The 25,561-nt window shown below is 66.5% G+C and carries 22 protein-coding genes; 4 read left to right on the top strand and 18 right to left on the bottom strand.

All coding sequences use genetic code 11. The annotated features are described in order from the left end of the window. From clpB to P3W85_RS04455, 11 genes are all read right to left on the bottom strand, one after another. Positions 1 to 2,575: ATP-dependent chaperone ClpB (clpB, locus tag P3W85_RS04505; protein WP_276263875.1), on the bottom strand; the 2,575-nt coding region annotated here is incomplete at its 3' end. Between the two features lie 199 nt (positions 2,576 to 2,774). Continuing rightward, a complete protein-coding gene (locus tag P3W85_RS04500) occupies positions 2,775 to 3,692 on the bottom strand; it encodes a MaoC/PaaZ C-terminal domain-containing protein (RefSeq protein ID WP_276263874.1) in 918 nt (305 codons plus the stop codon). Further along, entirely contained in the window at positions 3,692 to 5,890 is a 2,199-nt protein-coding gene (locus P3W85_RS04495) for a D-(-)-3-hydroxybutyrate oligomer hydrolase (protein WP_430869494.1), read from the bottom strand. The genes P3W85_RS04500 and P3W85_RS04495 overlap by 1 nt, the downstream gene beginning before the upstream one ends. A 185-nt stretch (positions 5,891 to 6,075) precedes the next feature. Further along, on the bottom strand, positions 6,076 to 7,623 hold the full coding sequence (locus P3W85_RS04490; RefSeq protein ID WP_276263873.1) for an acyl-CoA synthetase: 1,548 nt from the start codon (positions 7,621 to 7,623) through the stop codon (positions 6,076 to 6,078). Between the two features lie 108 nt (positions 7,624 to 7,731). Then, positions 7,732 to 8,808, bottom strand: a complete 1,077-nt coding sequence (locus tag P3W85_RS04485) for a branched-chain amino acid ABC transporter permease (protein ID WP_276263872.1) — start codon at positions 8,806 to 8,808, stop codon at positions 7,732 to 7,734. A gap of 15 nt (positions 8,809 to 8,823) precedes the next feature. Further along, positions 8,824 to 9,855 carry a branched-chain amino acid ABC transporter permease gene (locus P3W85_RS04480; RefSeq protein WP_276263871.1) on the bottom strand — a complete coding sequence of 344 codons (1,032 nt, stop codon included), beginning with the start codon at positions 9,853 to 9,855 and terminating at the stop codon, positions 8,824 to 8,826. A 149-nt stretch (positions 9,856 to 10,004) separates the two neighbouring features. Continuing rightward, on the bottom strand, positions 10,005 to 10,742 hold the full coding sequence (locus P3W85_RS04475; RefSeq protein WP_017224699.1) for an ABC transporter ATP-binding protein: 738 nt from the start codon (positions 10,740 to 10,742) through the stop codon (positions 10,005 to 10,007). Further along, the gene (locus P3W85_RS04470) at positions 10,735 to 11,556 is read right to left on the bottom strand and encodes an ABC transporter ATP-binding protein (protein WP_051078390.1); all 822 of its coding nucleotides are present in this window, start codon (positions 11,554 to 11,556) and stop codon (positions 10,735 to 10,737) included. Before P3W85_RS04470 ends, P3W85_RS04475 begins: the two co-directional genes overlap by 8 nt. A gap of 20 nt (positions 11,557 to 11,576) precedes the next feature. Next, a complete protein-coding gene (locus tag P3W85_RS04465; protein WP_276263870.1) occupies positions 11,577 to 12,761 on the bottom strand; it encodes a substrate-binding domain-containing protein in 1,185 nt (394 codons plus the stop codon). A 105-nt stretch (positions 12,762 to 12,866) separates the two neighbouring features. After that, positions 12,867 to 13,646, bottom strand: coding sequence for an enoyl-CoA hydratase/isomerase family protein (locus P3W85_RS04460; protein ID WP_276263869.1), 780 nt, complete (start codon positions 13,644 to 13,646; stop codon positions 12,867 to 12,869). After that, on the bottom strand, positions 13,643 to 14,248 hold the full coding sequence (locus P3W85_RS04455) for a TetR/AcrR family transcriptional regulator (RefSeq protein WP_017228370.1): 606 nt from the start codon (positions 14,246 to 14,248) through the stop codon (positions 13,643 to 13,645). The genes P3W85_RS04460 and P3W85_RS04455 overlap by 4 nt, the downstream gene beginning before the upstream one ends. Positions 14,249 to 14,496: 248 nt before the next feature. Here P3W85_RS04455 and P3W85_RS04450 point away from each other — a divergent pair, with 248 nt between their 5' ends. Then, positions 14,497 to 15,375 carry an alpha/beta fold hydrolase gene (locus P3W85_RS04450; RefSeq protein WP_276263868.1) on the top strand — a complete coding sequence of 293 codons (879 nt, stop codon included), beginning with the start codon at positions 14,497 to 14,499 and terminating at the stop codon, positions 15,373 to 15,375. A gap of 10 nt (positions 15,376 to 15,385) precedes the next feature. Here P3W85_RS04450 and crcB read toward each other — a convergent pair whose 3' ends face one another. The 7 genes from crcB to P3W85_RS04415 form a co-directional block, all read right to left on the bottom strand. Next, positions 15,386 to 15,766 (bottom strand): fluoride efflux transporter CrcB, encoded by a 381-nt coding sequence (gene crcB / locus P3W85_RS04445; protein ID WP_276263867.1) that lies wholly within the window; start codon positions 15,764 to 15,766, stop codon positions 15,386 to 15,388. Next, positions 15,766 to 16,314, bottom strand: coding sequence for a molybdopterin synthase catalytic subunit MoaE (gene moaE, locus P3W85_RS04440; protein WP_276263866.1), 549 nt, complete (start codon positions 16,312 to 16,314; stop codon positions 15,766 to 15,768). Before moaE ends, crcB begins: the two co-directional genes overlap by 1 nt. Position 16,315: 1 nt before the next feature. Further along, on the bottom strand, positions 16,316 to 16,573 hold the full coding sequence (gene moaD, locus P3W85_RS04435) for a molybdopterin converting factor subunit 1 (protein ID WP_276263865.1): 258 nt from the start codon (positions 16,571 to 16,573) through the stop codon (positions 16,316 to 16,318). Positions 16,574 to 16,587: 14 nt separating this feature from the next. Next, the gene (locus P3W85_RS04430) at positions 16,588 to 17,829 is read right to left on the bottom strand and encodes a molybdopterin molybdotransferase MoeA (protein ID WP_276263864.1); all 1,242 of its coding nucleotides are present in this window, start codon (positions 17,827 to 17,829) and stop codon (positions 16,588 to 16,590) included. 221 nt (positions 17,830 to 18,050) lie between these two features. Beyond that, on the bottom strand, positions 18,051 to 19,499 hold the full coding sequence (gene thrC / locus P3W85_RS04425) for a threonine synthase (protein ID WP_017228947.1): 1,449 nt from the start codon (positions 19,497 to 19,499) through the stop codon (positions 18,051 to 18,053). 30 nt (positions 19,500 to 19,529) lie between these two features. After that, positions 19,530 to 20,840, bottom strand: a complete 1,311-nt coding sequence (locus P3W85_RS04420) for a homoserine dehydrogenase (protein ID WP_017228948.1) — start codon at positions 20,838 to 20,840, stop codon at positions 19,530 to 19,532. Positions 20,841 to 20,894: 54 nt separating this feature from the next. After that, on the bottom strand, positions 20,895 to 22,127 hold the full coding sequence (locus P3W85_RS04415; RefSeq protein WP_035814592.1) for a pyridoxal phosphate-dependent aminotransferase: 1,233 nt from the start codon (positions 22,125 to 22,127) through the stop codon (positions 20,895 to 20,897). A 316-nt stretch (positions 22,128 to 22,443) separates the two neighbouring features. On the opposite strand from P3W85_RS04415, the gene P3W85_RS04410 reads away from it, so the two are divergent. The 3 genes from P3W85_RS04410 (at position 22,444) to P3W85_RS04400 (ending at position 25,505) form a co-directional block, all read left to right on the top strand. Continuing rightward, positions 22,444 to 22,824 (top strand): Mth938-like domain-containing protein, encoded by a 381-nt coding sequence (locus P3W85_RS04410; protein ID WP_035814594.1) that lies wholly within the window; start codon positions 22,444 to 22,446, stop codon positions 22,822 to 22,824. Between the two features lie 144 nt (positions 22,825 to 22,968). Beyond that, entirely contained in the window at positions 22,969 to 23,430 is a 462-nt protein-coding gene (locus tag P3W85_RS04405; protein ID WP_276263863.1) for a peroxiredoxin, read from the top strand. Positions 23,431 to 23,780: 350 nt separating this feature from the next. Then, complete coding sequence (locus P3W85_RS04400) at positions 23,781 to 25,505, top strand: PhoH family protein (RefSeq protein WP_017228952.1); 1,725 nt, start codon at positions 23,781 to 23,783, stop codon at positions 25,503 to 25,505. Positions 25,506 to 25,561 lie beyond the last annotated feature (56 nt).

Genomic DNA, 25,561 nt, shown 5'->3' with positions numbered 1-25,561 from the left:
GGCCGAAGGTGTACTCCCCGTCGCGATAATCCACCGACACCACATCCTTGGCGGCAAACTTGCCTTCGAGGATGGCACGGGCCACCGGGTTCTCGATCTGCTGCTGGATGGCGCGCTTGAGCGGACGCGCTCCGAACACCGGATCGTAGCCAGCGCTGGCGATCTTGGCGAGCGCGGCTTCGCTCACCTCGAGCGTCATGTCCATGCGCGCCAGACGCGCCTGCAGCCGCCCCAGCTGGATACGGGCGATCGACTCGATATGCTGCTGGTCGAGCGAGTGGAACACCACCACCTCATCGATGCGGTTCAGGAACTCGGGCCGGAAATGCGTCTTCACTTCCTGCCATACCGCGCCCTTGACCGCCTCGTGCGGCTCGCCGGACATCGCCTGGATGATGTGCGAACCCAGGTTGGAAGTCATCACGATCACCGTATTCTTGAAGTCCACCGTGCGGCCCTGGCCGTCGGTCAGGCGGCCGTCGTCCAGCACCTGCAGCAGTACGTTGAAAACGTCCGGGTGAGCCTTCTCGACTTCATCCAGCAACACCACGCTGTACGGCTTGCGGCGCACGGCCTCGGTCAGGTAGCCGCCCTCTTCATAGCCCACGTATCCGGGCGGCGCGCCAATCAGCCGGCTCACGCTGTGCTTCTCCATGAACTCGCTCATGTCGATGCGGATCAGGTGGTCCTGCGAATCGAACAGGAACTCGGCCAGCGCCTTGCACAGCTCGGTCTTGCCAACGCCGGTGGGGCCGAGGAACAGGAACGAGCCGTAAGGCTTGTTCTCGTCCGCCAGCCCGGCGCGCGAGCGGCGGATGGCGTCCGACACCAGGCGCACGGCCTCGTCCTGGCCCACCACGCGGCGGTGCAGGTAGTCCTCCATCTTGATCAGCTTCTCGCGCTCGCCCTGCATCATGCGTGAGACCGGGATACCCGTCGCGCGGCTCACCACTTCGGCGATTTCCTCGGCGCCCACCTGCGTGCGCAGCAGCTTGTTGGGCGCCTTCTGCTCGCTGGCCTCGGCCGCGGCGGCAGCCTTGAGCTTGCCTTCCAGTTCGGGCAGCTTGCCGTACTGCAGTTCGGCCACCTTGTCGAGCTTGCCCTCGCGCTGCAGGCGCGTGATTTCCAGGCGGATCTTGTCGATCTCCTCCTTGAGCGCGGCGGCGCCCTGGGCGGCACCCTTCTCGGCCTTCCAGATCTCCTCGAGGTCGGCGTACTCCTTCTCCAGGCGTTCGATTTCCTGCTCGATCAGTTCGAGCCGCTTCTTCGACGCTTCATCGGTTTCCCGCTTGACCGCCTCGCGCTCGATCTTGAGCTGGATGGTGCGGCGCTCGAGCTTGTCCATCACCTCCGGCTTGGAGTCGATTTCCATCTTGATGCGCGCGCCGGCTTCGTCGATCAGGTCGATCGCCTTGTCGGGCAGGAAACGGTCGGTGATATAGCGATGCGACAGTTCCGCCGCGGCGACGATGGCCGGGTCGGTGATCTCCACGCCATGGTGCAGTTCGTACTTTTCCTGCAGGCCGCGCAGGATGGCGATGGTGGCCTCCACGCTGGGCTCGTCGACCAGCACCTTCTGGAAGCGGCGCTCCAGCGCGGCATCCTTCTCGATGTACTTGCGGTACTCGTCCAGCGTGGTGGCGCCGATGCAGTGCAGCTCGCCCCGCGCCAGCGCGGGCTTGAGCATATTGCCTGCGTCGATCGCACCCTCGGCCTTGCCGGCACCGACCATGGTATGCAGTTCGTCGATAAAGACGATGGTCTGGCCCTCGTCCTTGGCGATGTCCGACAGCACGGCCTTGAGGCGCTCCTCGAATTCGCCGCGGTATTTGGCGCCAGCCAGCAGACCGGCCATGTCGAGCACCAGCACGCGCTTGTTCTTCAGGCTTTCCGGCACTTCGCCGTTGACGATGCGCTGGGCCAGGCCTTCCACGATGGCGGTCTTGCCCACGCCCGGCTCGCCGATCAGCACCGGGTTGTTCTTGGTGCGGCGCTGCAGGATCTGGATGGTGCGGCGGATTTCGTCGTCGCGGCCGATCACGGGATCGAGCTTGCCGATGCGGGCGCGCTCGGTGAGGTCCACGGTGTATTTCTTGAGCGCTTCGCGCTGGGTCTCGGCGTCGGCGCTGTTGACCGAATCGCCGCCGCGCACGGCTTGGATGGCGCTCTCGAGCGATTTGCGCGAGAGGCCATGCTCGCGCGCGATGCGGCCGGCTTCGCCCTTGTCGTCGGCCACCGCGAGCAGGAACAGCTCGCTGGCGATGAACTGGTCGCCGCGCTTGATGGCTTCTTTCTCGGTGGCATTGAACAGCGCGCTCAGTTCGCGCCCGACCTGGACCTCGCTGGTGCCCTGCACCTGGGGCAGGCGCTTGATGGCGGCATCCAGCGCGGCGGTCAGGCCACCGGCGTTGACGCCGGCGCGCGACAGCAGGCCGCGGGCGGCGCCGTCGTTCTGCGCCAGCAGGGCGCGCAGCACGTGCAGCGGATCGATATATTGGTTGTCGTTGCCGAGCGCCAGGCTCTGGGCATCGGCCAGCGCTTCCTGGAATCGGGTAGTCAGTTTGTCAAGTCGCATTTAGGAGCCCTCTGTTTCGGATGAGTGTCCCGATGCGGAAGGCGGGGGCGTTTGCGCCCCCGTCTGCCGATCCCGTTGCGCGGGCCGGACACTGGATGTCTTTCCGAAAGATAAGGCTTTGCGCCTGCATTTCAAGGCCTGAGTGCACGACCCTTGATGTGGCGCAGGAAACACCTTGCGCCCTGCCCGCGAGGCTCCCTCAGGCTGCCGCGAGCGCGCGCTTGTCCTCCAGGTTGCGCACCAGGACCAGGGCCTCGCCAGCCAGCACCACGCGGCCGTCGTCGCCAGTGACCACGGTGGCCAGGTTGACCAGGTCCTTGTCGCCACGCAGGCGCACGATGCGCACCGAAGCCGTCAGCAATTCACCCAGCCGCGCCGGCGAACGCAAGCGCAGCGATTGCTTCATCCAGCCGGTGCCCCGGCCGGGCAAGCGCGTGCCCAGCAGATCCGAGAACATGCCGGCCAGCAGCGGCAAGGGCACGATGGCGCCCCCGAAACCCCGGCCGCGCGCGAACACCGGGTCGGTATAGAAGGCGTTGCCATCGTCGGTAAGCGACACATACTCGTCGATATCGCCGGCGCTGAAGGAACGTATCGCGGACGCCTCCTGGCCCACGCTGAGATGGTAGAGCGTGCGGTCTCCGTCCACCGGGGCACCCGGCCGTGCGGCATCCTCGGCGTCGTTGCGCGCCGCCTCGGCAAGCGTGTCGGCACTGGCGTCGACCAGCAGGACCGCGTCGCCTTGTGCCGTAATCTGCTCATCCGCGGCGGCCGTGCGCGTGCGGCCGCGCTGCACGCAGCGAATCTCGGTGTCCAGGGCAAGCCGGTCCCGGCCAGGCGTCTCGTTCAGCACCAGCACCGCCGCCACGCCATCGCCGACGAAGGTCGGGCGCGGGAACATCAGCGTCTGCGCGATCGGCAGCACCGGCCGCGGATTGCTGCGCTGCATCTGCGCGCACAGCAGCGAGAACAGGAACATGCCATGCGCCACGGTGGCGCCGAAATGCGTGGTGCTGGCGAACGCGGGGTCGCAGTGGATCGGATTATCGTCGCGCGAGAGCGAGGCGAAACGGTCGAAGTCTTCTTGCGTCAGGACGCGCGGGCGGGATGCCTTCATCAGTTGGGTACCTCTACGGTGCCGCCGCTGACCGTGATCCGGTCCGCATCGGCGGGGACGGTGGCAAGCGGCGGCAGATTGGTGGACAGGAGCGTTGGCGCGGGCGACGTGGTGCCGCCGCGCGCGACCGTGCGCACCACCTGCGAGGGTGGCAGCGCGCGGCCGGCGGTGAGGTTCTCGTAGACCGCATCGAGTGCCCGGTTCAGGTAGACATGGAGCGGGATAAAGCGGTTGTCGTAGCCCGCTACCGCGCCAATGAAGCTATCGAAGTGCTGGCCATTCGTGACTTCGATATAGGACAGCTTGCTGGCGCTGCCCTCCTTGAGCCGGTTGTAGCCGAGATAGGGCCGCGAGGTGTGGTTGACCGGCAGCAGTGCGTCGCTGCGGCCATGCACGATGATGGCCGGCTTGCCGCGCAGGTCGCCCGAGCGCAGCGTCTGCGCCAGGCCGGCCTGCAGCGCCAGGGACTGGGCATCGGTGCCGGTCAGCAGCCCGCGCAGGCAGCGCGCGCCATCGAGGTTGGCGTCCGCCAGATTGCTGCCGGGCGATTGCGAGTAGATGTCGCGCAGCGGGCCGCCCGGATTGTTGTCGTTGATCAGTTGCACCCCCGCCGCCGGCGGTACGCCGTTGCCGGTGGCGAACAGCGCATTGAGCGTGGCCGGCGCGATCGCCGCCGGCGCCGGCACCGTGGCACCGGTGGCCGCAAAGCTGAAGCCGCACAGGCGGTCGGCCACGCTGGCGCGGGCCAGCGCGTTGGCGAACGTGACCGAGACCGCGTTGGCCACCTCGAACAGCGCGAGCGAGGGATGCAGCGCGTCGGACTCCGCTTCCCAGCCGGAATCGTGCAGCTTCTGCAGCGCGCTGGCAGCCCGGCTGGCGGGATCGGTCCCAGCGACGAGGCCGGCGCTGGCCAGCGACTGGCAGCGGTTGATCGCCGGCTGGGCAAGCTGCACGACAGGGTACAGGCCCACACCCGGCGCGCCCGCCAGCGCGGTGGCTTGCGAAGTGCAGAGCTGCAGCAGGTTGGCCGTGGTGGTGTAGTCGTACAGCGGACGCCCGGACTTGCTGACTGGCGTGCCGCCACGCGTAACGGTGACACCCGTATTGTCCGGCAGGTTGAGATTGGGCTCGCCCACCGCCACGCCGTCGATCAGGCCCAGGGTATCCTGCTCCGCCGCGGCGATCGCCGCGCCGCCGCCATTGGACACGCTGGAGGCAATCACCACGATCTGGTCCGGGCCCAGGCTGCGCTGGCGGGAGCCATCCGGCGCCACCGTCCCGAAGCGGTCGTTGACGGCCCAGATCGCAAACTGCGCCGCCTGCAGCGTAAAGGCACCCCAGTCCTTCTCGGGATTGCGCTGCGAATGGGCATGCTTGAAGGCCAGCCGGTGCGGCGCCAGCGCATTGAAGGCGGCCAGGCTGGTACCCGGGAGCGGGGCGGCAAACTGCGCACTGCCGCCGGCCGTGGCGCGGATGGCGCGCGTGCCATCGATCAGCGGTACGGTATCGGTATCCAGGTCGTGCGGCGCTGCACCGGTGCCCTTGTCGGTATAGGCCACGGCGCAGCCGCGCTTGAGCGCCCATTCGCCGGTGGAAATGGCGCCGTAGACGCCGCGCGACCCGGACGACGTGGCCGTGATCAGGCACGGTTTGGCCACGTTGAAACTGTCGGGGATCTGCACCAGCATGGTCACGTTCTGCTGGCCGCTGCCGTCGTCCGAAAACGCCAGGTACTCGCGCCCGGCGACCTTGCCCTGCCCGCCCGTGATATTGCCTTGCGCGTCCACGTTGGGGCCATACAGCGTGCCATAGCCGCCGCCCGGCGTGGTATCCACCAGCGCGCGGTAGTTGGTGTAGATGGCATAGCGGCGCAGTTCGGCCGCGGTGGGATTCTGCGGCAAGGGCGCAAGCGCCGCAGCCAGGCCATCCTTGCCGAGACCGGCGGTCAGCAGGTCGTCGCTGCCGCCGTCATAGGTCTTGACCGTGACGGCGCCGATGTTGGCCGGCTTGGTGTTGGACGCAGGGCCCGGGTTGGTGGCCGGGTTGGTGCCCGGGCTGCCGGCGGTCGCATTGTTGTCACCCGTGCCGCATGCGGCCAGCACCAGGCTCGCCGCGCCCACGGCACCCGCCGCACCCGCCAGCGCGAAGCGCCCGCCACGCCCGGTCCTGCCCATCTGCCCTGCAATTCTGCGCATCATGTCGTGCTCCCTTTTTTGCATGCTTGATTCATCGGAAACCACATACCGCATAAAGCAAAACTAGAATTCAAAACAAGAACTCAAAACAGGCATTCACAAGGCGGCAGGCATAGGGCAGCGCACGACGCGCCAGCGTGGCGGCATCTCGGCCCGGCGCTTGCCCTGCCCGCGGGAAGGCACCTTCCTCACTGCGCCTGGAAGCGCGTGCGCAGCTTGTGCTTCTCCACCTTGCCGGACGGCGTGCGCGGCAGCGCCTCGAGCATCCGGACATGGCGCGGCACCTTGTAGCCCGCCAGGGCCGCGCGGCAATGCGCCAGCACGGCTTCGGCATCGAGCGCCATGCCGGGCTTCGCCACCACCAGGGCCATGCCGACCTCGCCCCAGCGCGCGTCGGGCACGCCGATCACGGCGGCCTCGGACACCGCGGCGAGTTGGAACAGCACGTTTTCCACTTCCGCGGGATAGACGTTCTCCCCGCCGGAGATAAACATGTCCTTGGCGCGGTCGACGATGTAGTAATCGCCGTCCTCGTCCATGTAGGCAATGTCTCCGGAATGCAGCCAGCCATCGCGAATGGCCGACGCCGTGGCCTCCGGCAGGTTCCAGTAGCCGGGCGTGACACCCGGTCCCTTGATCAGCAACTCGCCGCGCTCGCCGGGCGCCACGTCGCCCCCCTGCGCATCCACCACCCGTGTCAGCATCGAGCCCACCGGCTTGCCGATGGTGCCGATCTTGCGGCGAGCGGTGGCTTCGTCGCAGACAAAAACGGTGGGGCCCGTCTCGGTCATGCCGAAGCCGAAGCAGATCGTCACGCCCTTGGCCAGATACGCCTCCAGCAGCGGCTGCGGCACTGGCGAGCCGCCCGCGGACATATTGCGCATGCGGGAAAAATCCGCCGCCGCGAAGCCGGCATGCTGGCTGAGGAAGAGATAGACCGCCGGCACCGCGAAGAACATCGTGATGCCCTCCGCGGAGCGGGCATCGAGCCTGGCCAGCGTTACCTCGGCGTCGAATCCGCGCATGATGTGCACGGTGCCGCCGGCATGGAGCACGGGGTTGGCGTAGAGATTGAGCCCGCCGGTATGGAAGAACGGCAGCACGTTGAGGAACACGTCGTCGCGCGTGATCTTGTTGGCCAGCATGGCGTTGACGGCATTGAAAAAGACCATGCCATAGGTCTGGATCACGCCCTTGGGACGGCCGGTGGTGCCGGAGGTATAGAGCAGGTGCCAGACCTCGTGCTCGTCGCGGCACGGCATCTCGATCGTGCGGCCGGAGGCGCTGGCGAGTACCGCCTCGTATTCGGTCCAGCCACCCGGCACGTCGGCGCTCTCGTCGTCGGCCAGGTGCAGCACGGCGCGCAGCGGCAAGGCGTCGCTCAGCGCCGCGGCGGTGGCCAGGAAGCCGTCGCCGGCCACCAGGACTTCGGGAGCGCAGTCGCGCAGGATCGGCAGCAGTTCGGCAGCCGGCAGGCGCCAGTTCAGGCAGACCATCACCATGCCGGCCTTGGCGCAGCCGTACAGCATCTCGAAGTAGTCCGAGCTATTGTGGGCCAGCACGGCCACGCGCGTGCCCGGCGCCAGCCGCAGGTGTTCGGCGAGATACTCGGCAAAGCGGCTGGCCCGCTCGTCGAACTGCCGGTAGGTCACCGTGCGGCCGCTTTCCACGTCGACCAGCGCAATCTTGTCCGGGGTGTGGCGGGCGTTCTTGTGCAGCCAGTCGACTACGTACATGATCCGGAGCCTCCGCTCATAGGTGCGTCCTTGTTATCGCCTTTGTCTTTGTATCGGGTCTTGCCGCTGCGTGCCTGCCAGCCGTGCGCCGCCGTCCGGCGCGGCCGCTCACGACGCCACTTCGTGTTCCGAGCGATCCCCGCGCAGGCGGCCGACGATGCCCTGCGGGAAGTAATACACGCTCAGGATGAACAACAGCCCGAGCCACAGCAGCCAGCGGTCCGGATGCAGCAGGCCGGACAGCAGCGGGACTGCCGCGGTGGCGTCGCTGGCCAGCTTCATCACGTCCTGCAGATAGGTCTGCGCCACCAGGAACAGCGTGGTGCCGATGATCGCGCCATAGAGCGTGCCCATCCCGCCGATCACCACGATCAGCAGGATATCGACCATGATCTCGAACGACAGTGAGGTGTCGGGCCCGTTGTAGCGCAGCCAGAGTGCCATCAGCACACCGGCCAGCGTGGCGAAGGCGGCCGACAGCACGGTGGAAACGGTGCGGTAGACGACGGTGCGGTAACCGATGGCTTCGGCCCGGAAATCGTTTTCGCGGATCGCCTGCAGCACGCGGCCGAAGGGCGAATTGACCACGCGCAGAAGAAGCAGGAACAACACCAGCGCGCTGGCGAATACGAAGTAGTAGGAGAACAGCTTGCCGTTGAGCGGCACGCCGAACCACTCGGCATCGCCCAGCGTGAAGCCCGGGGTGAAGACCTCCGGCACCTTGAAGGTGATGCCGTCCTCGCCGCCGGTCCATTCCGACAGCTGCGACACCAGCGTGGCGAAGGCCGTTGCCACCGCCAGCGTGATCATGGCGAAGAAAATGGCCCTGACCCGCAGCGAGAACAGTCCGATCAGGAAGGCCAGCGCCATCGAGACCAGCAGCGCGCCGACGGTGCCAAGCGCGAGCGCGCCCCATCCCGGATCGAGCCGCGACATGGCGATCGCCACGCCGTAGCCGCCGATGCCGAAGAACATGGTGTGCGCGAAGGAGACGATGCCGGTATAGCCGAGCAGCAGGTCGTAGCTTGCCACCAGCACCACGAAGATGCAGATCTTGGCCGCCATATTGAGCGCGCGCGCGCCGGGAAACAGGAACGGCGCGCAGGCCAGCGCCAGCAGCATCGCCAGCAGGATGGCGGTCAGCACGCGGCTTCGTGGCAGGTCGCCGGAAAGCAGTCGGATCATGGTTTTCCCCTGCGCTCAGCGCTTGGCTACCGGGTACAGGCCCTGCGGACGCCACAGCAGGATCATGACCATCAGCAGGATGTTCGAGAACAGCGCCAGCTTCGGAAACAGGAAGCCGGTGTAATTTGCCATCAGGCCCACCAGCAAGGCGCCGACAAAGCAGCCGGTGGTGGAGCCGAGGCCGCCGATGATGATGACGATGAAGATCAGCACATTGACCTGGGCGCCAATCGCCGCCGTGATGTTCTGCTGGTACAGGCCCCACAGCACGCCGCCCATGCCGGCCAGCCCTGCCCCCACCACGAACACGCCGATAAACAGCCGCCGGATGCGGTAGCCCAGCGATTCCACCATCTCGCGGTTCTCCACGCCAGCGCGAATCAGGAGGCCGATGCGGGTGCGGTTGAGCACCAGCACCATGGAGACAAAGATCACCAGCCCCAGCACCACGGCGATCAGCCGGTATTTCTCGATGGCGGCATCGCCCAGCAGCACCGCGCCGCGGAACGTGGTGGGTACCTGCAGCGCAATGGTCTCCGCGCCCCAGATCGCCTTGATCAGCTGTTCGGCCACGATCATGCCGCCCATGGTGATCAGGATCTGCTTCAGGTGCTGGCCATAGACCGGGCGCACCACGATGCGCTCGAACAGGAAGCCGATCGCGCCGGCCGCCACCATCGCCGCCAGGATGGCGAGGCCGAACACCGCCAGGTTGAGCGCCAGGCTGTCGGCCTCCACCCAGGCGCCCAGCGGCAGCAGCACCGACGCCGCCACATAGGCGCCCAGCGCGATAAAGGCGCCGTGGCCGAAGTTGAGCACGTCCATCAGGCCGAACACCAGCGTCAGGCCGGACGACACCACGAAGACGATCATGCCCATGGCAAGGCCGGCGATGGTCAGGGTCAGCCAGGTCGAGCCGCTGCCGATCAGCGGAAAGGCCAGCAGCATCAGCAACGGTGCCAGCGCCAGCGGCGTCCAGTCGAGCCGGACCTTGGGCAGGTCGGCGGGCGCCGCCGGGGTGGTGGGTAAGGAGCTTGTACTCGCCATTGTCTCGGTCCTGACGATGTCTTGTTTGATTGCGTGAAGGCCGTAACGGCCCGCCACATCGGCAGCATTTGCCACCGCGCTTCATGCTTCGATGGTGTGCTCCGCCTCCCGCTCGCGAGAGAAGGGAGCACACCGGCAGGATCGCTTCCCTACTGATGCGCCGCCAGCGACAAACCCAGCAGCTTCTGCTGCAGCGCCTCGTCGTCCGCCAGCTCCGCCATGCTTCCCGTATGCACCACGCGCCCGTCGTCCATCACGGCGACCGTGTCCCCCACCGAGCGGGCCATATGGAAGTTCTGCTCCACCAGCAGGATCGACACCTCGGTCTGCTTGAGCTCGCGAAAGACGGTGATCATGTTCTGGATGATGGCCGGCGCCAGCCCCTTGGTTGGCTCGTCGACGATCAGCAGCTTGCGCGGCTCGATGATGGCCCGCGCCACCGACAGCATCTGCTTCTGCCCGCCGGAGAGCACGCCGGCGCGCTGGTGCCAGAAGATCTTCAGCGCGGGAAACATGCGGAACACCCAGTCCAGCCGCTGCCCGTCGATGGCCCCGCTGCGTGCGGCCAGGCGCATGTTCTCGGCCACGGTCAGCTCGGCGAACACGCTCATGTTTTCCGGCACATAGGCAATGCCGGACTGCGCGATGGCGGGCGTACCGCGGCGCGTGATGTCGGCGCCGTCGAACTGGATCCGCCCTTCGCCCGCCTGCCAGAGATTCATGATGGTGCGCAGCGTGGTGGTCTTGCCGGCGCCATTGCGTCCCAGCAGCATGGTCACGCCGCCGCGCGGCACCGCAAAGCTCACGCCATGCAGGATGTGATACGGCCCGATATGCGTCTGCACGCCTTCCAGGCGCAGGATGGGCGCTGCCGCTGCATCAGCCATGTCCGTTCCCCTGCGCACCGTCGTCGTCGATGCCAATGCCGAGATAAGCCTGCTGCACGATCGGCGAGGCAATCACCTCGGCCGGGTCGCCGTCGGCCATCAGGTTGCCGTTATGCAGCACGATGATGCGGTCGGCCAGCGAACGCACCACATCCATCTTGTGTTCCACCAGCAGCACCGTCTTGCTCCTGTCTTGCTTGATCTCCTGGATCAGGTCCAGGATCACCGGCACCTCGTCCACGCTCATGCCGGCGGTAGGCTCGTCGAACATGAAGATGCGCGGCTGCAGCGCCAGCAGGATGCCCACCTCCAGCTTGCGCTGGTCGCCATGCGGCAGCGAGGCCACGGGCAGGTGGCGCTTGTCGGCCATGGCCACGCGCTCGAGGCAGCTCTCGGCCTGCGCGCGGACCGCACGGTTGCCGCTCCACACGGACCAGAGATCCAGGCCGATGCGCCGGCGCGCCTGCACCGCCAGCCGCACGTTCTCGAACACCGAGAGATTGGGGAACAGGCTGGTCAGCTGGAAGGCCCGGCCAATGCCGCGCAGCGCCTTGTGCGGTACCGGCAGCCGCGTCACGTCCTCGCCGCCCAGCAGGATCTGCCCGGCAGTGGGCGGCAACTGGCCCGAGATCAGGTTGAAGTAGGTGGTCTTGCCGGCCCCGTTGGGGCCGACGATGCAGGTCAGCTCGCCCGGGCGGAACGCGCATGACACGGCATTGACCGCCACGTGGCCGCCAAAGCGGATGGTCAGGCCGCGCGTCTCGAGCGCGGGCGGCTCCGCCACCGCCTGCCGCAGCGCTGCCGTCGTATCGATGGAAGAAGCGCCCACGGTCGTCACCGCCTGTTACGGATCGGCACGCTCATTTCTTCCGGCTTGATCTCGCGGACCAGCTCGGGTACGCCCCAGGCGAATGCAGGATCGACCTTGATCTTGAAGTGGTACATCGACTGCATGGCCTGGTGGTCTTCCTTGCGGAACGTCATCTTGCCCTTGGGCGTCTCGAACGACATGCCCTCCATCGCGCCGATCAGCTTCTCGGTATTGGTGTCGCCATTGGTCTTCTTGAGCGCCTCGACCAGCGCGATGCCGGCCGACATGCCGCCCGCGGTGAAGAAATCGGGCGGCGACTTGAACTTGCTGTAGTGGTTGGACACCAGCCACTCGTTGGCCTTGTTCTTGGGAATGCCGAAGTAGTAGTACGTCGCGCCTTCCATGCCGGGGAAATTCTTGTAGCTGGTCATGGCGGGCAGGATATTGCCGCCGGTGGCGATCTCGATGCCATAGCGCTTGGGATCGAGATCGGCAATCTTGAAGGGGTTGCCGGCGCCGGCCCAGATGATGAAGATGATCTTGCGGCCCGGCTTGTCCTTGAGCGAATCGAACAGGCGCTGCGCCCCCGCGGTGAAGTCCGTGGTACTGGTGGGCAGGTACTCCTCGTGCACGATCCTGGCGTTCTTGAGGGCGCCCTTGAAGGCCTTCACGCCGTCGCGGCCGAACGCGTAGTCCTGGGCCAGCGTGGCGATCTGCACGCCGGGCTTGTCGAGGGCCACCGCATTGGAAATGGCATCCTGCGACGAATTGCGGCCGGTACGGAAGATGTAGCGGTTCCACTTCTCGCCGGTGATCGAATCCGCCACGGCGGGCTCGACCAGCAGGATCTTCCTGTACTCCTCGGCCACCGGCAGCATCGCCAGCGCGGTACCGGACGACGTCGGTCCAACGGCAATGTCGGCGCGATCGTCGCTGTAGGCCGCGGCGAGCTGCGCCTTGGCGACGTCGGGCTTGCCCTGGGTGTCCTTCTCGAGCACCACCAGCTTGTTGCCATTGACCGCCATGGTGCCGTTGGTGGCGTATTCCAGGCCCATCATCAGCCCCGTCTGGGTCTGCTTGGCGTAGGCTTCCAGCGCCCCGGTCTTGTCGTAGACGTGGGCAATGCGGATATCCCTGGCCACGGCGCTGCCTGCGGCCAGCAGGCCGGCCAGTGCGAGCATGCCGGCGGCTTGGTGCTTGAGTTGCATTCCAGTCTCCTCTTTGGGTTTCTCTTATTGTTGCAGGTAGAGATGCTGCTCCATGACTGCTGATTGCGGCCGCCGATCATGGACCGTGGCCGCCCTGCCGGTCCTTCAATCCGCCCCGGCGCCGCCCAGGAAACGGCGCATGCCGGCGGCGGCCTCGGCGCTCGTCACCTGCGCCACGAACGCCACGCGCTCGCGCTCGAGGCCTTGCGCCAGCGCCCCGGCATCCCAGCGCAGCAGCGCGCGCGTACTCGCCACGCTGCCAGGCACCTTGTCCTTCAGCCCGGCCGCCAGCGACAAGGCCATGGCTTCGGCCTCGCCGGAAGGCGCCAGATGCGTGATCATGCCCAGCGCGGCAGCCTGCCCCGCGGTCAGCGTCGTGTTCTCGAGCTGGATCGCGCGCGAGCGCGCGGCGCCGATCAACTGGGGCAGCATCGCGGTCCAGCCACCGTCCGGGCTGAAGCCCACCACGGTGTAGTACGGCGCGATGCGCGCCCCCTCTCCGAGCACCGTCATGTCGCAGGCCAGCGCCAGACCCAGCGCGCCGCCGGTCAGCCAGCCCTCCACCGCCGCGATCACCGGGCAGCGCAAGACCGCCAGCCGCAGGATGGCTTCGTTCAGCAAACCCAGCAGCCGCTGCGCATACTGTGCCAGCTCGGCACTTTGCGGCGGGAAGGCAGCGAAGGCGCCGACGTCGCCGCCGGTGGAAAACGAGCGGCCGGCATGGCCCAGCACCACGGCGCGCACTTCCGGATCTGCTTCCACGCGTTCAAGCGCGGCCAGCAGGGCTTCCAGCAATTCGGGCACAAGGCTGTTGTGGCGCTCGGCGCGGTTGAGCCGCAGCACTGCCGTGCTGCCGCTGCGTTCGACCACGACCAGCGCGCTCATCGTGCCTCCAGCCCGTGGGAAATCATGTCGAAGGCGGTGTCGACCACCTTGTCCATCGACGCCGGCCGCTTCCACAGCGCGTAGCGCATGCCGAGGAAATTGCTGATGCCGATCAGGCACCAGGCTCGCACTTCGGCATCGCCCGGCGAGATCTCGCCCTGTTCCTCGGCCTTGCCGAGGCGCCGGCTGTAGACATCGGCAAAGACCTGGAAATAGCTGCTGTAGATGGTCTGGTCCACCGAGTAGGAATCGAGCACGATGCGGTACAGGTTCTTGTGGCGCGAGACAAAGGACAGAAAGGCCTTGAGCCCCAGCCGCTCGGCCTCGATCTGCGTCTGCGCCTGTCCCACATGCTTGCGCAGGTGGGCGCGCACCAGTTCCAGCATGTGCTGCACCAGCGCGCGGAAGATGTCTTCCTTGTCCTTGAAGTAAAGGTAGAAGGTACCCATTGCCACCTCCGCTTCCTGCGTGATCTCGGAGATCGAAGCCACGTAGTAGCCCTTCTCGCCGAATACTTTTTCGGCGGCGCGCAGCAGCGCTTCGCGGGTCTTCTGGCCGCGCGCGGTCTTGGGCTGGCTGACGCCGGATTCGGTCTGGGACATCTGGGCTCCGCAAGGACGGGTCAGGCCGGTACTTCGGCATCACGCCGCGCTTTTGCAGCGCGGCAGCCGCGCTGTCCGGCCCGCCCCAAAACATGATAACTGATTCATGTTTCATGATATAAAGTTAGCAATCCCAATGTCAATACATCGCTTACCCGGAGCACAGCCCTGCTCCGGGGCAAGCCAACCCTCCGACTGGAACACCGCCATTGGATGCTTCGCATACGGCGCCCCGCAGCCCTAGCGGCGTGCCTGCCACCCCCGCCCCGGAATTCACCGTCCACGCCGCCAGCGGCGGCCTGCCGGGCTGGCGGGAGGCGGGCTGCGGACGGCCTTTGCTGCTGCTGCATGGATGGTCGCTATCCGGCGCCGCCTTCGATGCGCAGGGTGCGCTGGCGCGCAGCGGCTACCGCGTGATCGCACCGGATCACGCCGGGCATGGCCTGTCTGCTGCGCTGCCGCATGCTGGCCAGGCCACCGTGGCACGGCTGGCGGCCGATGCCGCGGCACTGATCGGGCACCTGCACTTGCCGGATGTGGTAGCGGTCGGCTGGTCAATGGGAGCGATGGTGGCCTGGGAGCTGATGCGCAGTCACTGCACCCTGCCGCTGGCTGCCGTAGGTGCCATCGACATGACGCCCCGGCTGGCGAGCGATGCGGATTGGCCCCACGGACTGCATGCGCACTACGACGCAGGCCAGGCGGCGCAAATGGCCGCGCGCGTGCGCCAGCACTGGCCCAAGCTGATCGAACCGGTGCGCGCTGGCTTGTGGTCCGCGGGCAACGAAGCCGATGCGGCGCAAGCCGGCCGCGTCGCCGCCATCATGCGGGAATGCGCTCCCGCTGCGCTCGCTTCGCTGTGGGAAGACATGGCACGCCAGGACTACCGCCCGGCATTGCGCCAGGCACGGCTGCCGTTATTTCACTTGTATGGGGAACGCAGCCGCCTGTACGCGCCGGCCGTGGGCCAGGCCACGCTGGCCCTGCAGCCGGCCGCGCGCCTCGCCACCATTGCCGGCACGGGCCACGCGCCGCATATGGAGCGGCCGGCGGCCTTCAATGCGGCGCTGCTGGCGATGCTGGACTGGATCGATTCGCTGCATTCGCCCGGCGCGCCGGCGGCTTGAACCCGGGCGCTCAGGACAGCAGCCGATAGGTCCACAGGCCCAGCACGGTCAGCAGCAGCGAACCGCCCAGGTGCAGCAACAGGTGTGCCGCCGCCCAGCCATAGTCTCCCGCCATCAGGTTGGCCACGACCTCGCTGGAAAACGTGGAAAAGGTGGTCAGGCCGCCAAGAAAACCGGTCACCGCCAGCAGGCGCCATTCGGGCGGCAAATCCACCCGCGCGCCGAAGAACCCCATCGCCACGCCGATCATGTAGCCGCCGGCCAGGTTGGCGGCCAGCGTGCCATAGGGCAACGCCGGGTTGACGGCATTCCACATGACCGAAAGCAACCAGCGCAGCCAGGCTCCCAGCGCGGCCCCGACCCCGACCGCGACAAACCCGAGCGGACCCATCAGCGTTGTGCTCCCGGTTCTCCCGGTTCTCCCGGTACTTCCGGTTCTTCCAATGCCGCCGGGGCTTCGAGCTCTGCGCCGCTGGCATTGAGCGAACGCACGCCCCAGCGCGCCAGTGCCGACTCGTCGGTTACCCGGGCATCGACCCAGCGTGCGCCCTCCGGCGTCTGCTCCTTCTTCCAGAACGGGGCCTCGGACTTGAGGTAATCCATGATGAATTCGCAGGCGGCGAATGCAGTGCCTCGATGAGCCGAGGCCACGGCCACCAGCACGATCTGGTCCAGCGGCAGCAGCGGCCCGACCCGATGCACGATGGTGACGCCAAGCAGTTCCCAGCGCTCCCGCGCCACGGTCTCGATCCGCGCCAGCGCCTTCTCGGTCATGCCGGGATAGTGCTCCAGTTCCATGGCGCTGACCGCGCTGCCATCGTTCACGTCGCGCACGGTGCCGACAAAGCTGGCTACCGCGCCCACCCCCGGCTGGCCCCGGCGCAATGCCGCCACCTCGGCGCCAAGGTCGAAATCCTCCTGCTGCACCCTGACGCTCATGTCAGCCTCCCGTCACGGGCGGGAAAAACGCCACTTCGCATCCTTCGGCCAGCATGCTGTCCGCGCTCGCCACCTCATGGTCCACGGCCATGCGCAGGGCCCGGCCCTCGGCCAGTACCTCGGCCCAGGCGCCACCGCGCGCGCCCAGCCACTGCCGCAGATCGCCAACGGTGGCTACCGCCGCAGGCACCTCGACACGCTCCTGCCCGAGGCCCAGCTGCTCGCGCACGCTGGCAAAAAAACGCAATTCGATGTTCATGGCGGTCTCTCTCCTCATGCCAGCAGGCCGTCGAAGGCGATGAACTGCACCGTGTCGCCGCGCGCGATCGGCTGGTTCGGCGGATTGTCGACCAGGCCATCGCCCCACACGGTAGAGGTCAGCACCCCGGAACTCTGGTTGGGGAACAGGTCGAGCCCGCCGGACAGGTTGATGCGCACGCGCAGGAATTCATTGCGGCGATCGCCCTTGGGCAGGTCGAAGTCGGCCCGCAGGGGCAGGCGGCGCGGCATGACATCCTGCACGCCTTGCAGCCGCAGGATGAAAGGCCGCACGAACAGCAGGAAGGTCACGAAGCTGGAGACGGGATTGCCCGGCAGGCCCAGGAACCAGGCCGGGGCCTGCCCGCCGCGCGCCACCTCGCCGAAGGCCAGCGGCTTGCCCGGCTTGATGGCGATCTGCCACAGGTTGAGCCGTCCCTCGGCCTCGACGGCCGGCTTGATATGGTCTTCCTCGCCAACCGAGACGCCGCCGGAGGTGATGATCAGGTCATGTCCGGCAGCGGCCCGGCGCAGGGTATCGCGCGTGGCGGCCAGGGTATCCGGCACGATGCCGAAATCGCTGACCTCGCAGCCCAGGTTTTCCAGCAGGCCGCGCAGCGTGAAACGGTTGGAGTTGTAGATCGCGCCCGGCTTGAGCGGTTCGCCCGGCATGGCCAGTTCGTCGCCGGTGAAGAACACCGCCACCTTGACGCGCCGCACAACGTCCAGCGCCGCCTGCCCCACCGAGGCCGCCAGCCCAAGCGCCTGCGGCGTCAGCCGCGTGCCGGCCGGCAGGATCGTGCTACCGGCGCGGATATCCTCCCCGGCACGCCGGATCCACTCGCCCGGCTGCGGCGCGTGATTGACGACGACATCATCGCCTTCCGCCACGCACTGCTCCTGCATCACCACCGCGTCGGCCCCCGGCGGGATCAGCCCGCCGGTAAAAATACGCGCCGCCGTGCCGGCCGCCAGCGCCGTGCCGACATGGCCGGCCGGAATACGCTGGGCTACCCGCAGGCGCGCGCCCGGCGCCGCCAGGTCGGCGCTGCATACGGCGTAGCCGTCCATCGAGGTGTTGTCGGCCGGCGGCACGTCCAGCGTGCTCGTCACCGGCAAGGCCAGCACCCGTCCGTTGGCATCCAGCGTGGCGATGCGCTCGGCCTCGGCGAGCGGGCTGGCGCCGGCCAACAGGGCTTCGAGGGCCTGGGCCATGGTCAGCATGGGAGGACGGGCGGGCGCGGCAGCTTGGGTCATGACGAAAACGGGTAAGTGAGACAGCGTGAGAGGGCAGAAGCCAGAGCCATGGTCACCGGCCTACCGCCCCGGGGTCCGGCGATCGGTCGCCCATGGAAAACGGCCCACGTACTGCCGCCGGTACATCCGGGGCAATGCGGGGGCCGTGCGCTTCGGCTCGGCAAGTCCGATTGTAGCGAGTTGCCACCGCACCGGCAGGAGCGCCGCCGGCGCGGCCAGGCTTAGAGGCCGGTGTGGCCGGCGATATAAGCCTTGATGCGGTCCGCGTCGGCCGGCATCACCTCGAAGCGCTGCGGCAGGCTTTCGATGCCCTCGAAGCTGGCCGGGCGCTCCGGCTCGTGGCCGAGCGCCTCGCGGATGGTGTCGGCGAACTTGGCCGGCAGCGCGGTCTCCAGCACCACCATCGGCACGCCGGGCGTGAGATGCTCGCGCGCGACCTTGATGCCATCGGCGGTATGGGTATCGATGGTGATGCCGTAGCGCCCGGAGAGGTCGCGGATGGTGGCCAGGCGGTCTGCGTGCGTGCTGCGGCCCGAGACAAAGCCGAAGGCGCGGATGCGCTCGAATTCCGGGGTGCCCGACAGGTCGAAACCGCCCTTGGTGTCCACATCCTCGCGGAACATCTTCGCCAGCTTGTCGCCATCGCGGCCCAGCAGGTCGAACACGAAGCGCTCGAAGTTCGACGCCTTCGAGATATCCATGCTCGGGCTGGAGGTGTGGTACGTCTCGGCCGACCTGCGCACGCGGTAGGTGCCGGTGCGGAAGAACTCGTCGAGCACGTCGTTCTCGTTGGTGGCAACCACCAGCTTGTCGATCGGCAGGCCCATCATGCGCGCGATATGGCCGGCGCAGACGTTGCCGAAATTGCCCGACGGCACGCAGAACGACACCTTCTGGCCCGGGCCATCGGTCGCCAGCAGCCAGCCCTTGAAGTAGTACACCACCTGGGCCACCACGCGTGCCCAGTTGATCGAGTTGACCGTGCCGATCTTCTGGCGGGCCTTGTAGCCGAGATCGTTGGAGACCGCCTTGACGATATCCTGGCAGTCGTCGAACACGCCTTCCACCGCCAGGTTGAAGATGTTCGGGTCCTGCAGGCTGAACATCTGCGCGGTCTGGAACGCGCTCATCTTGCGGTGCGGGCTCAGCATGAACACGCGGATGCCGCGCTTGCCGCGCATGGCGTACTCGGCAGCGCTGCCGGTGTCGCCGGAGGTGGCGCCCAGGATGTTCAGCTCCTGCCCGGCACGCGCCAGCGCGTACTCGAACAGGTTGCCGAGCAGTTGCATGGCCATGTCCTTGAAGGCCAGCGTGGGTCCATTGGACAGGCCCAGCAGCTGCAGCGGCGCGCCGCCCTCCTCGCCCAGCGTGCGCAGCGGCGTGATATCCGCCGTGTTGTCGCCGGGGCGGGCGTTGCAGTACACCTCGGGCGTGTAGGTCTTGCGCGTCAGCGCGCGCAGGTCCTCTGCCGGGATATCGTCGCAGAACTTCGACAGGACTTCGAAGGCGAGATCGGCGTACGACAGCTTGCGCCAGGCTTCCAGCTCGTCGGCCGTGACCTGCGGATACGCCTGCGGCAGGTACAGGCCGCCGTCCGGCGCCAGGCCGCCCAGCAGGATCTCGGAGAAGGTTTGCGGCACTTCATGGCCGCGCGTCGACAGGTATTTCATCGGTGCGTGTGTCTCTCGCCGGGCCGGCGCTCAGTTCAGTTCTTCCATGCGCAGGCGGGTAACCGCCGACAGCACGGTCGGCAGCGCCTCGATCTTGGCGATGGCGGCATTGATCTGCTTCTCGCGCGTGATATGCGAGAGCATGATGATGTCGGTCTGCGGCTCGCCTTCGCGCGATTCCTTCTGCAGCATGGCGTCGATGGAGATGCCGGCATCGGCCAGGATACGGGTGATGTCGGCCAGCACGCCGGCCTCGTCCGCCACGCGCATGCGCAGGTAGTACGAGCTGGTGACTTCCTCGATCGGCAGCACCGGCACGCTGGACAGTTCGTCCGGCTGGAAGGCCAGGTGCGGTACGCGATGCTCGGGGTCGGCAGTGTGCAGGCGGGTCACATCGACCAGGTCGGCGATGACGGCCGAAGCGGTCGGCTCGGCGCCCGCGCCCTTGCCGTAGTACAGCGTGGCGCCAACGGCGTCGCCCTGTACCAGCACGGCGTTCATGGCGCCTTCCACATTGGCGATCAGGCGCTTGGCCGGCACCAGCGTCGGGTGCACGCGCAGTTCGATGCCGTCCGCGCGGCGGCGCGTCAGGCCCAGCAGCTTGATGCGGTAGCCCAGCTCTTCGGCATAGCGGATATCCTCGGCCGACAGCTTGGTGATGCCTTCCACATAGGCCTTGTCGAACTGCACCGGCATGCCGAAGGCGATCGAGCTCATCAGCGTGACCTTGTGGGCAGCGTCGATGCCTTCGATGTCGAAGGTCGGGTCGGCCTCGGCATAGCCCAGTGCCTGCGCTTCCTTCAGCACGGTGCCGAAGTCCAGGCCCTTGTCGCGCATCTCCGACAGGATGAAGTTGGTGGTGCCATTGATGATGCCGGCGATCCATTCGATGCGGTTGGCGGTCAGGCCTTCGCGCAGCGCCTTGATGATGGGGATGCCGCCGGCCACGGCAGCCTCGAAGGCGACGATCACGCCCTTCTTGCGCGCGGCCTCGAAGATCTCGTTGCCATGCACGGCCAGCAGCGCCTTGTTGGCGGTGACCACATGCTTGCCGTTCTCGATCGCCTTGAGCACCAGTTCGCGGGCAATGCCGTAGCCGCCGATCAGCTCGATCACGATATCGATCTCGGGACGGGTGACCACTTCGTTGGCATCCGCCACCACCTCGACCTGCCCACCGGTCAGCTCGCGGGCGCGCTCGGTGTTGAGGTCGGCCACCATGGCAATCTCGATGCCGCGCCCGGCGCGGCGGCGGATTTCTTCCTGGTTGCGTTGCAGCACGTTGAACGTGCCGCTACCGACGGTACCGATGCCAAGCAGGCCTACTTTGATGGGATTCATGGACGATCTGACTCTGAGTTGCTGAAAAATGGATTGCGCCGCAAGCGTACCTGCTCAGGCCGCGAGGCCGTGGCGTTTGCGGTATGCCTCGAGGAAACGGCCGACGCGGCCAATGGCCTCGCGCAGGTCTTCCTCGTGCGGCAGGAATACGATACGGAAGTGGTCGGGCTTGCCCCAGTTGAAGCCGGTGCCCTGCACCAGCAGCACCTTGGACTCCTGCAGCAGTTCATAGATGAACTCCTGGTCGTCCTGGATCGGGTACATCGACAGGTCGAGCTTGGGAAACAGGTAAAGCGCGGCCTTGGGCTTCACGCAGGTGACACCCGGGATCTGCGTGATCAGTTCATGGGCTAGATCGCGCTGGCGGCGCAGGCGCCCGCCTTCGTTGACCAGGTCGTTGATGCTCTGGTAGCCGCCCAGCGCGGTCTGGATGGCCCACTGGGCGGGCACGTTGGCGCACAGGCGCATCGAGGACAGCATGTTCAGCCCCTCGATATAGTCCAGCGCGGGCCGCTTGTCGCCCGACACCACCATCCAGCCGGCGCGGTAGCCGCACGAGCGGTAGTTCTTGGACAGGCCGTTGAAGGTCACGGTCAGCACATCGGTGGACAGCGAAGCGATCGAGGTGTGGGTATGGCCGTCGTACAGCACCTTGTCGTAGATCTCGTCAGCGAAGATGATCAGGCCATGCTCGCGGGCGATCGCCACGATGGACTTGAGCAGTTCGTCGGAATACAGCGCCCCGGTGGGATTGTTCGGGTTGATGACGACGATGGCCTTGGTATTCGGCGTGATCTTGGCGCGGATATCGTCCAGGTCGGGCATCCACTCGTTGGCCTCGTCGCACACATAGTGCACCGGAGTCCCGCCCGACAGGCTCACCGCGGCGGTCCACAGCGGGTAGTCCGGCGCCGGCACCAGCACTTCGTCGCCACTGTTGAGCAGCGCGTTCATCGACATCACGATCAGCTCGGAGGCGCCGTTGCCGACGTAGATGTCGTCCAGGCCCACGCCCTCGATGTTCTTCTGCTGCGTATAGTGCATGATCGCCTTGCGCGCGGCGAAGATGCCCTTGGAGTCCGAGTAGCCCGCCGAGTTGGGCAGGTTGCGCATCATGTCCTGCTGGATCTCTTCCGGCGCGTCGAAGCCGAACACCGCCAGGTTGCCGATGTTCAGCTTGATGATCTTGTGGCCTTCCTCTTCCATCTGCTTGGCCTTTTCCAGCACCGGGCCGCGGATGTCATAGCAAACATTGTTGAGCTTGTTGGATTTCTGGATCGGTTTCACGGCGATGTCGGCAGGAGGCAAGCGCCGCCGTCTGGCGGCAGCTATCTAGGGAATCTGGGTGGAAAGGAGCGGCCCGGTGTGCGCATCCGCTGCGATGCAACGCAAAACGTGGCAGGCAGGGAGGCAAAAGCTATAATTTATCGGATTATGACAGACTTCGGCAGGGATTCTTGCATTGCAGCGTACAGCACCGGTACACCGGGGCTGCGGCAAGGCCACCCGGCCGGCCTGCCCCGAAATGCTATCAACCCGCCCTGTGCGGCCCGGCCGCGTCGCCGCGCGCCCGCCCACGGGCAGCGCCAGATAAGGTTCGCCCTTGAAACTCCACGCTGACCAGCCCAATGCCCTCAATACGGTGACCTCCTACGGCCCGGGTTATATCGAAATCAATATGGTGCGCTACACGGATTCCGTGCTGGTCATGCCCGAGGGCGACGTCCGGCCCTGGCCGGTGCGGCGCTTCGAAGACCTGGAGCCGGCCCATTTCGAGGGTCTGCTGGAGCACGCCCCGGAAGTCGTGCTGCTTGGCACCGGCAGCCGCCTGCGCTTCCCCCATCCGCGCCTGACCGCCGCCCTGTCGCGGCGGCATGTGGGCGTGGACGCCATGGACCTGCAGGCTGCCTGCCGCACCTACAATATCCTGATGGCGGAAGGCCGCAAGGTGGCGGCCATCCTCCTGCTCGAAGACCAGACCTGAGGCCCCTCCCCGCGTGCGGGGCCGCCGCCGCAAGTTAAGCCTGCGCCACGCTTGAAGTTTGGCGGGCCGCCCCCATCTGCCGCCACCATGGTGGCAGCACTCACGCCGCCGCCTCCCTTCCTGCCCCTCCCAGGAGCCATAAGAATGACTGTCAGTCTCAGCAAGGCCATACCCGACTTCAGCGCGCCCGCCACCGGCAGCACCTTCAGCGTTGCCGACCAGCGTGGCAAGACCGTGGTCCTGTACTTCTATCCCAAGGACAACACCCCGGGCTGCACCACCGAGGCGATGAACTTCCGTGACCAGCACGACGATTTCGTCAAGGCCGGCGCGGTGGTCTTCGGCATCTCCCGCGACAGCCTGAAATCGCACGAGAACTTCAAGGCCAAGCTGGAATTGCCGTTCGAGCTGATCTCCGATGGCGACGAAGCCGTCTGCGGCCTGTTCGATGTCATCAAGATGAAAAAAATGTATGGCAAGGAAGTGCGCGGCATCGAGCGCAGCACCTTCATCGTCGACGGCAAGGGCATCCTGCGCCACGCCATGCGTGGCATCAAGGTACCCAACCACGTCGACGAGGTGTTGCAGATCGTGCGCGCCCTCTGATCCGGAGGATTCGGGCAGCGGTGTTAATGCGCCGCAACAACAACTTTGCGGACCTGCCCGGCCAGCGATTGCCAAACGGAAATCGTTCGGATACATTGGCCTTTAATGAGTTCAGATTCCGGATGCCACGCTGCTTCATCGTCCCGGCCCAGGCGCCTCCTGCCACGGGCCGGTAGCGGACCTGCCGTGTCTCCGGTCCGCAAGAAAGCCGTCAAACCTGCTCCACAGGTCTGGCGGCTTTTTTGTTTGTACGCACAGGACACGATCGGCAATGTAGCGGCGCAGTGCGGCCGCGCCCGTGTCCTGCGCCGTTTTCCTGCCGTCTTCCCCCCCTGAAAGGAAAGCCAAGCATGCCGCTGCCGACCATGCCCGCCAAGCCTGCCCAATTGCTTGACCCGAGCGAATTCGCCCCGGCGACCAAGCTGACCAAGGCCAAATCAGCGTCGCAGGGTAAAAAACCCGTGCCGGCGCTGGAGCGTGTGGCCCTGCTGGAAACCGGAACTAGCACAATGGAAGACGCGCCGGCCGTGGTGGCCCGCGCCGGCGGTTCGACGCGAGCGCGCACCAAGGATGCGCCCCCGTCCGCACTGAAGTCCGTACCGCCGCTGAAGTCCGTACCGCCGGCCGCCGCCAAGCCGGCCGCTGGCACCACCAATCGCCGCATGCAGAAACACAGCGGTCCTGCCAAGCTGTTCGTGCTGGACACCAATGTGCTGATGCATGACCCGACCTCGCTGTTCCGCTTCGAAGAGCACGACGTCTATCTGCCGATGATGACGCTCGAGGAGCTGGACAACCACAAGAAGGGCATGAGCGAAGTCGCCCGCAACGCGCGCACCGTCAGCCGCACCCTGGATGCGCTGGTGGGCGGGACCGACGGCGTGCTCGACGAAGGCATGCCGCTGGCCAAGCTGGGCAACCGCGATGCGCAGGGCAAGCTGTTCCTGCAGACCAAGCTCAACGAGATCAAGCTGCCCGACGGCCTGCCCCAGGGCAAGGCCGACAACCAGATCCTGGGTGTGGTCAGCGCCTTGCAGCAACAGTTCCCGGAGCGCCAGGTCGTGCTGGTGTCGAAAGACATCAATATGCGCATCAAGGCGCGCGCCCTGGGCCTGCCCGCCGAGGACTACTTCAATGACCAGGTCCTCGAGGACAAGGACCTGCTCTACTCGGGCGTGATGATCCTGCCCAATGACTTCTGGGCCAAGCACGGCAAGGGGGTGGAGAGCTGGCAGGACCCCAAGTCCGGCGCGATGTTCTATCGTCTGACCGGTCCGCTGGTGCCATCCTTCCTGGTCAACCAGTTCGTCTACCTGGAGCCCAGCGACGGCAGCCTGCCGCTGTATGCCCAGGTCAAGGAAATCAACGGCAAGACCGCGTTGCTGCAAACGCTGAAGGACTACACGCACCACAAGAACAATGTGTGGAGCGTGACCGCCCGCAACCGCGAGCAGAACTTCGCGCTCAACCTGCTGATGCATCCGGAGGTCGACTTCGTCACGCTGCTGGGCCAGGCCGGTACCGGCAAGACGCTGCTGGCACTGGCCGCCGGCCTGGAGCAGGTACTCGACCAGAAGCTGTACAACGAGATCATCGTCACCCGCGCCACGGTGCCGGTCGGCGAGGATATCGGCTTCCTCCCAGGTACCGAGGAAGAAAAGATGCAGCCCTGGATGGGCGCCTTCGACGACAACCTGGAGGTCCTGCAGAAGAGCGACGACAGCGCCGGCGAATGGGGCCGCGCCGCCACCCAGGAACTGATCCGCTCGCGCATCAAGGTCAAGAGCATGAACTTCATGCGCGGACGCACCTTCGTCAACAAGTTCGTCATCATCGACGAGGCGCAGAACCTGACGCCGAAACAGATGAAGACGCTGGTGACGCGCGCCGGCCCCGGCACCAAGATCATTTGCCTGGGCAATATCGCGCAGATCGACACGCCTTACCTGACCGAAGGATCGTCCGGCCTCACTTACGTGGTCGACCGGTTCAAGGGCTGGAGCCACAGCGGCCATGTCACGCTGGCGCGCGGCGAACGTTCGCGCCTGGCCGACCATGCTGCCGATGTCCTTTAGACGCTGCACCAACCGGAACCGCCGGTGCCTCTGGCACCCGCCAAAGCCGATGTAGG

Source organism: Cupriavidus basilensis (assembly GCF_029335485.1).
GTDB lineage: Bacteria > Pseudomonadota > Gammaproteobacteria > Burkholderiales > Burkholderiaceae > Cupriavidus > Cupriavidus basilensis_E.
The sequence above is the reverse complement of the archived record's forward strand: the minus strand, read 5'-3'. Positions and strand labels throughout refer to the sequence as shown.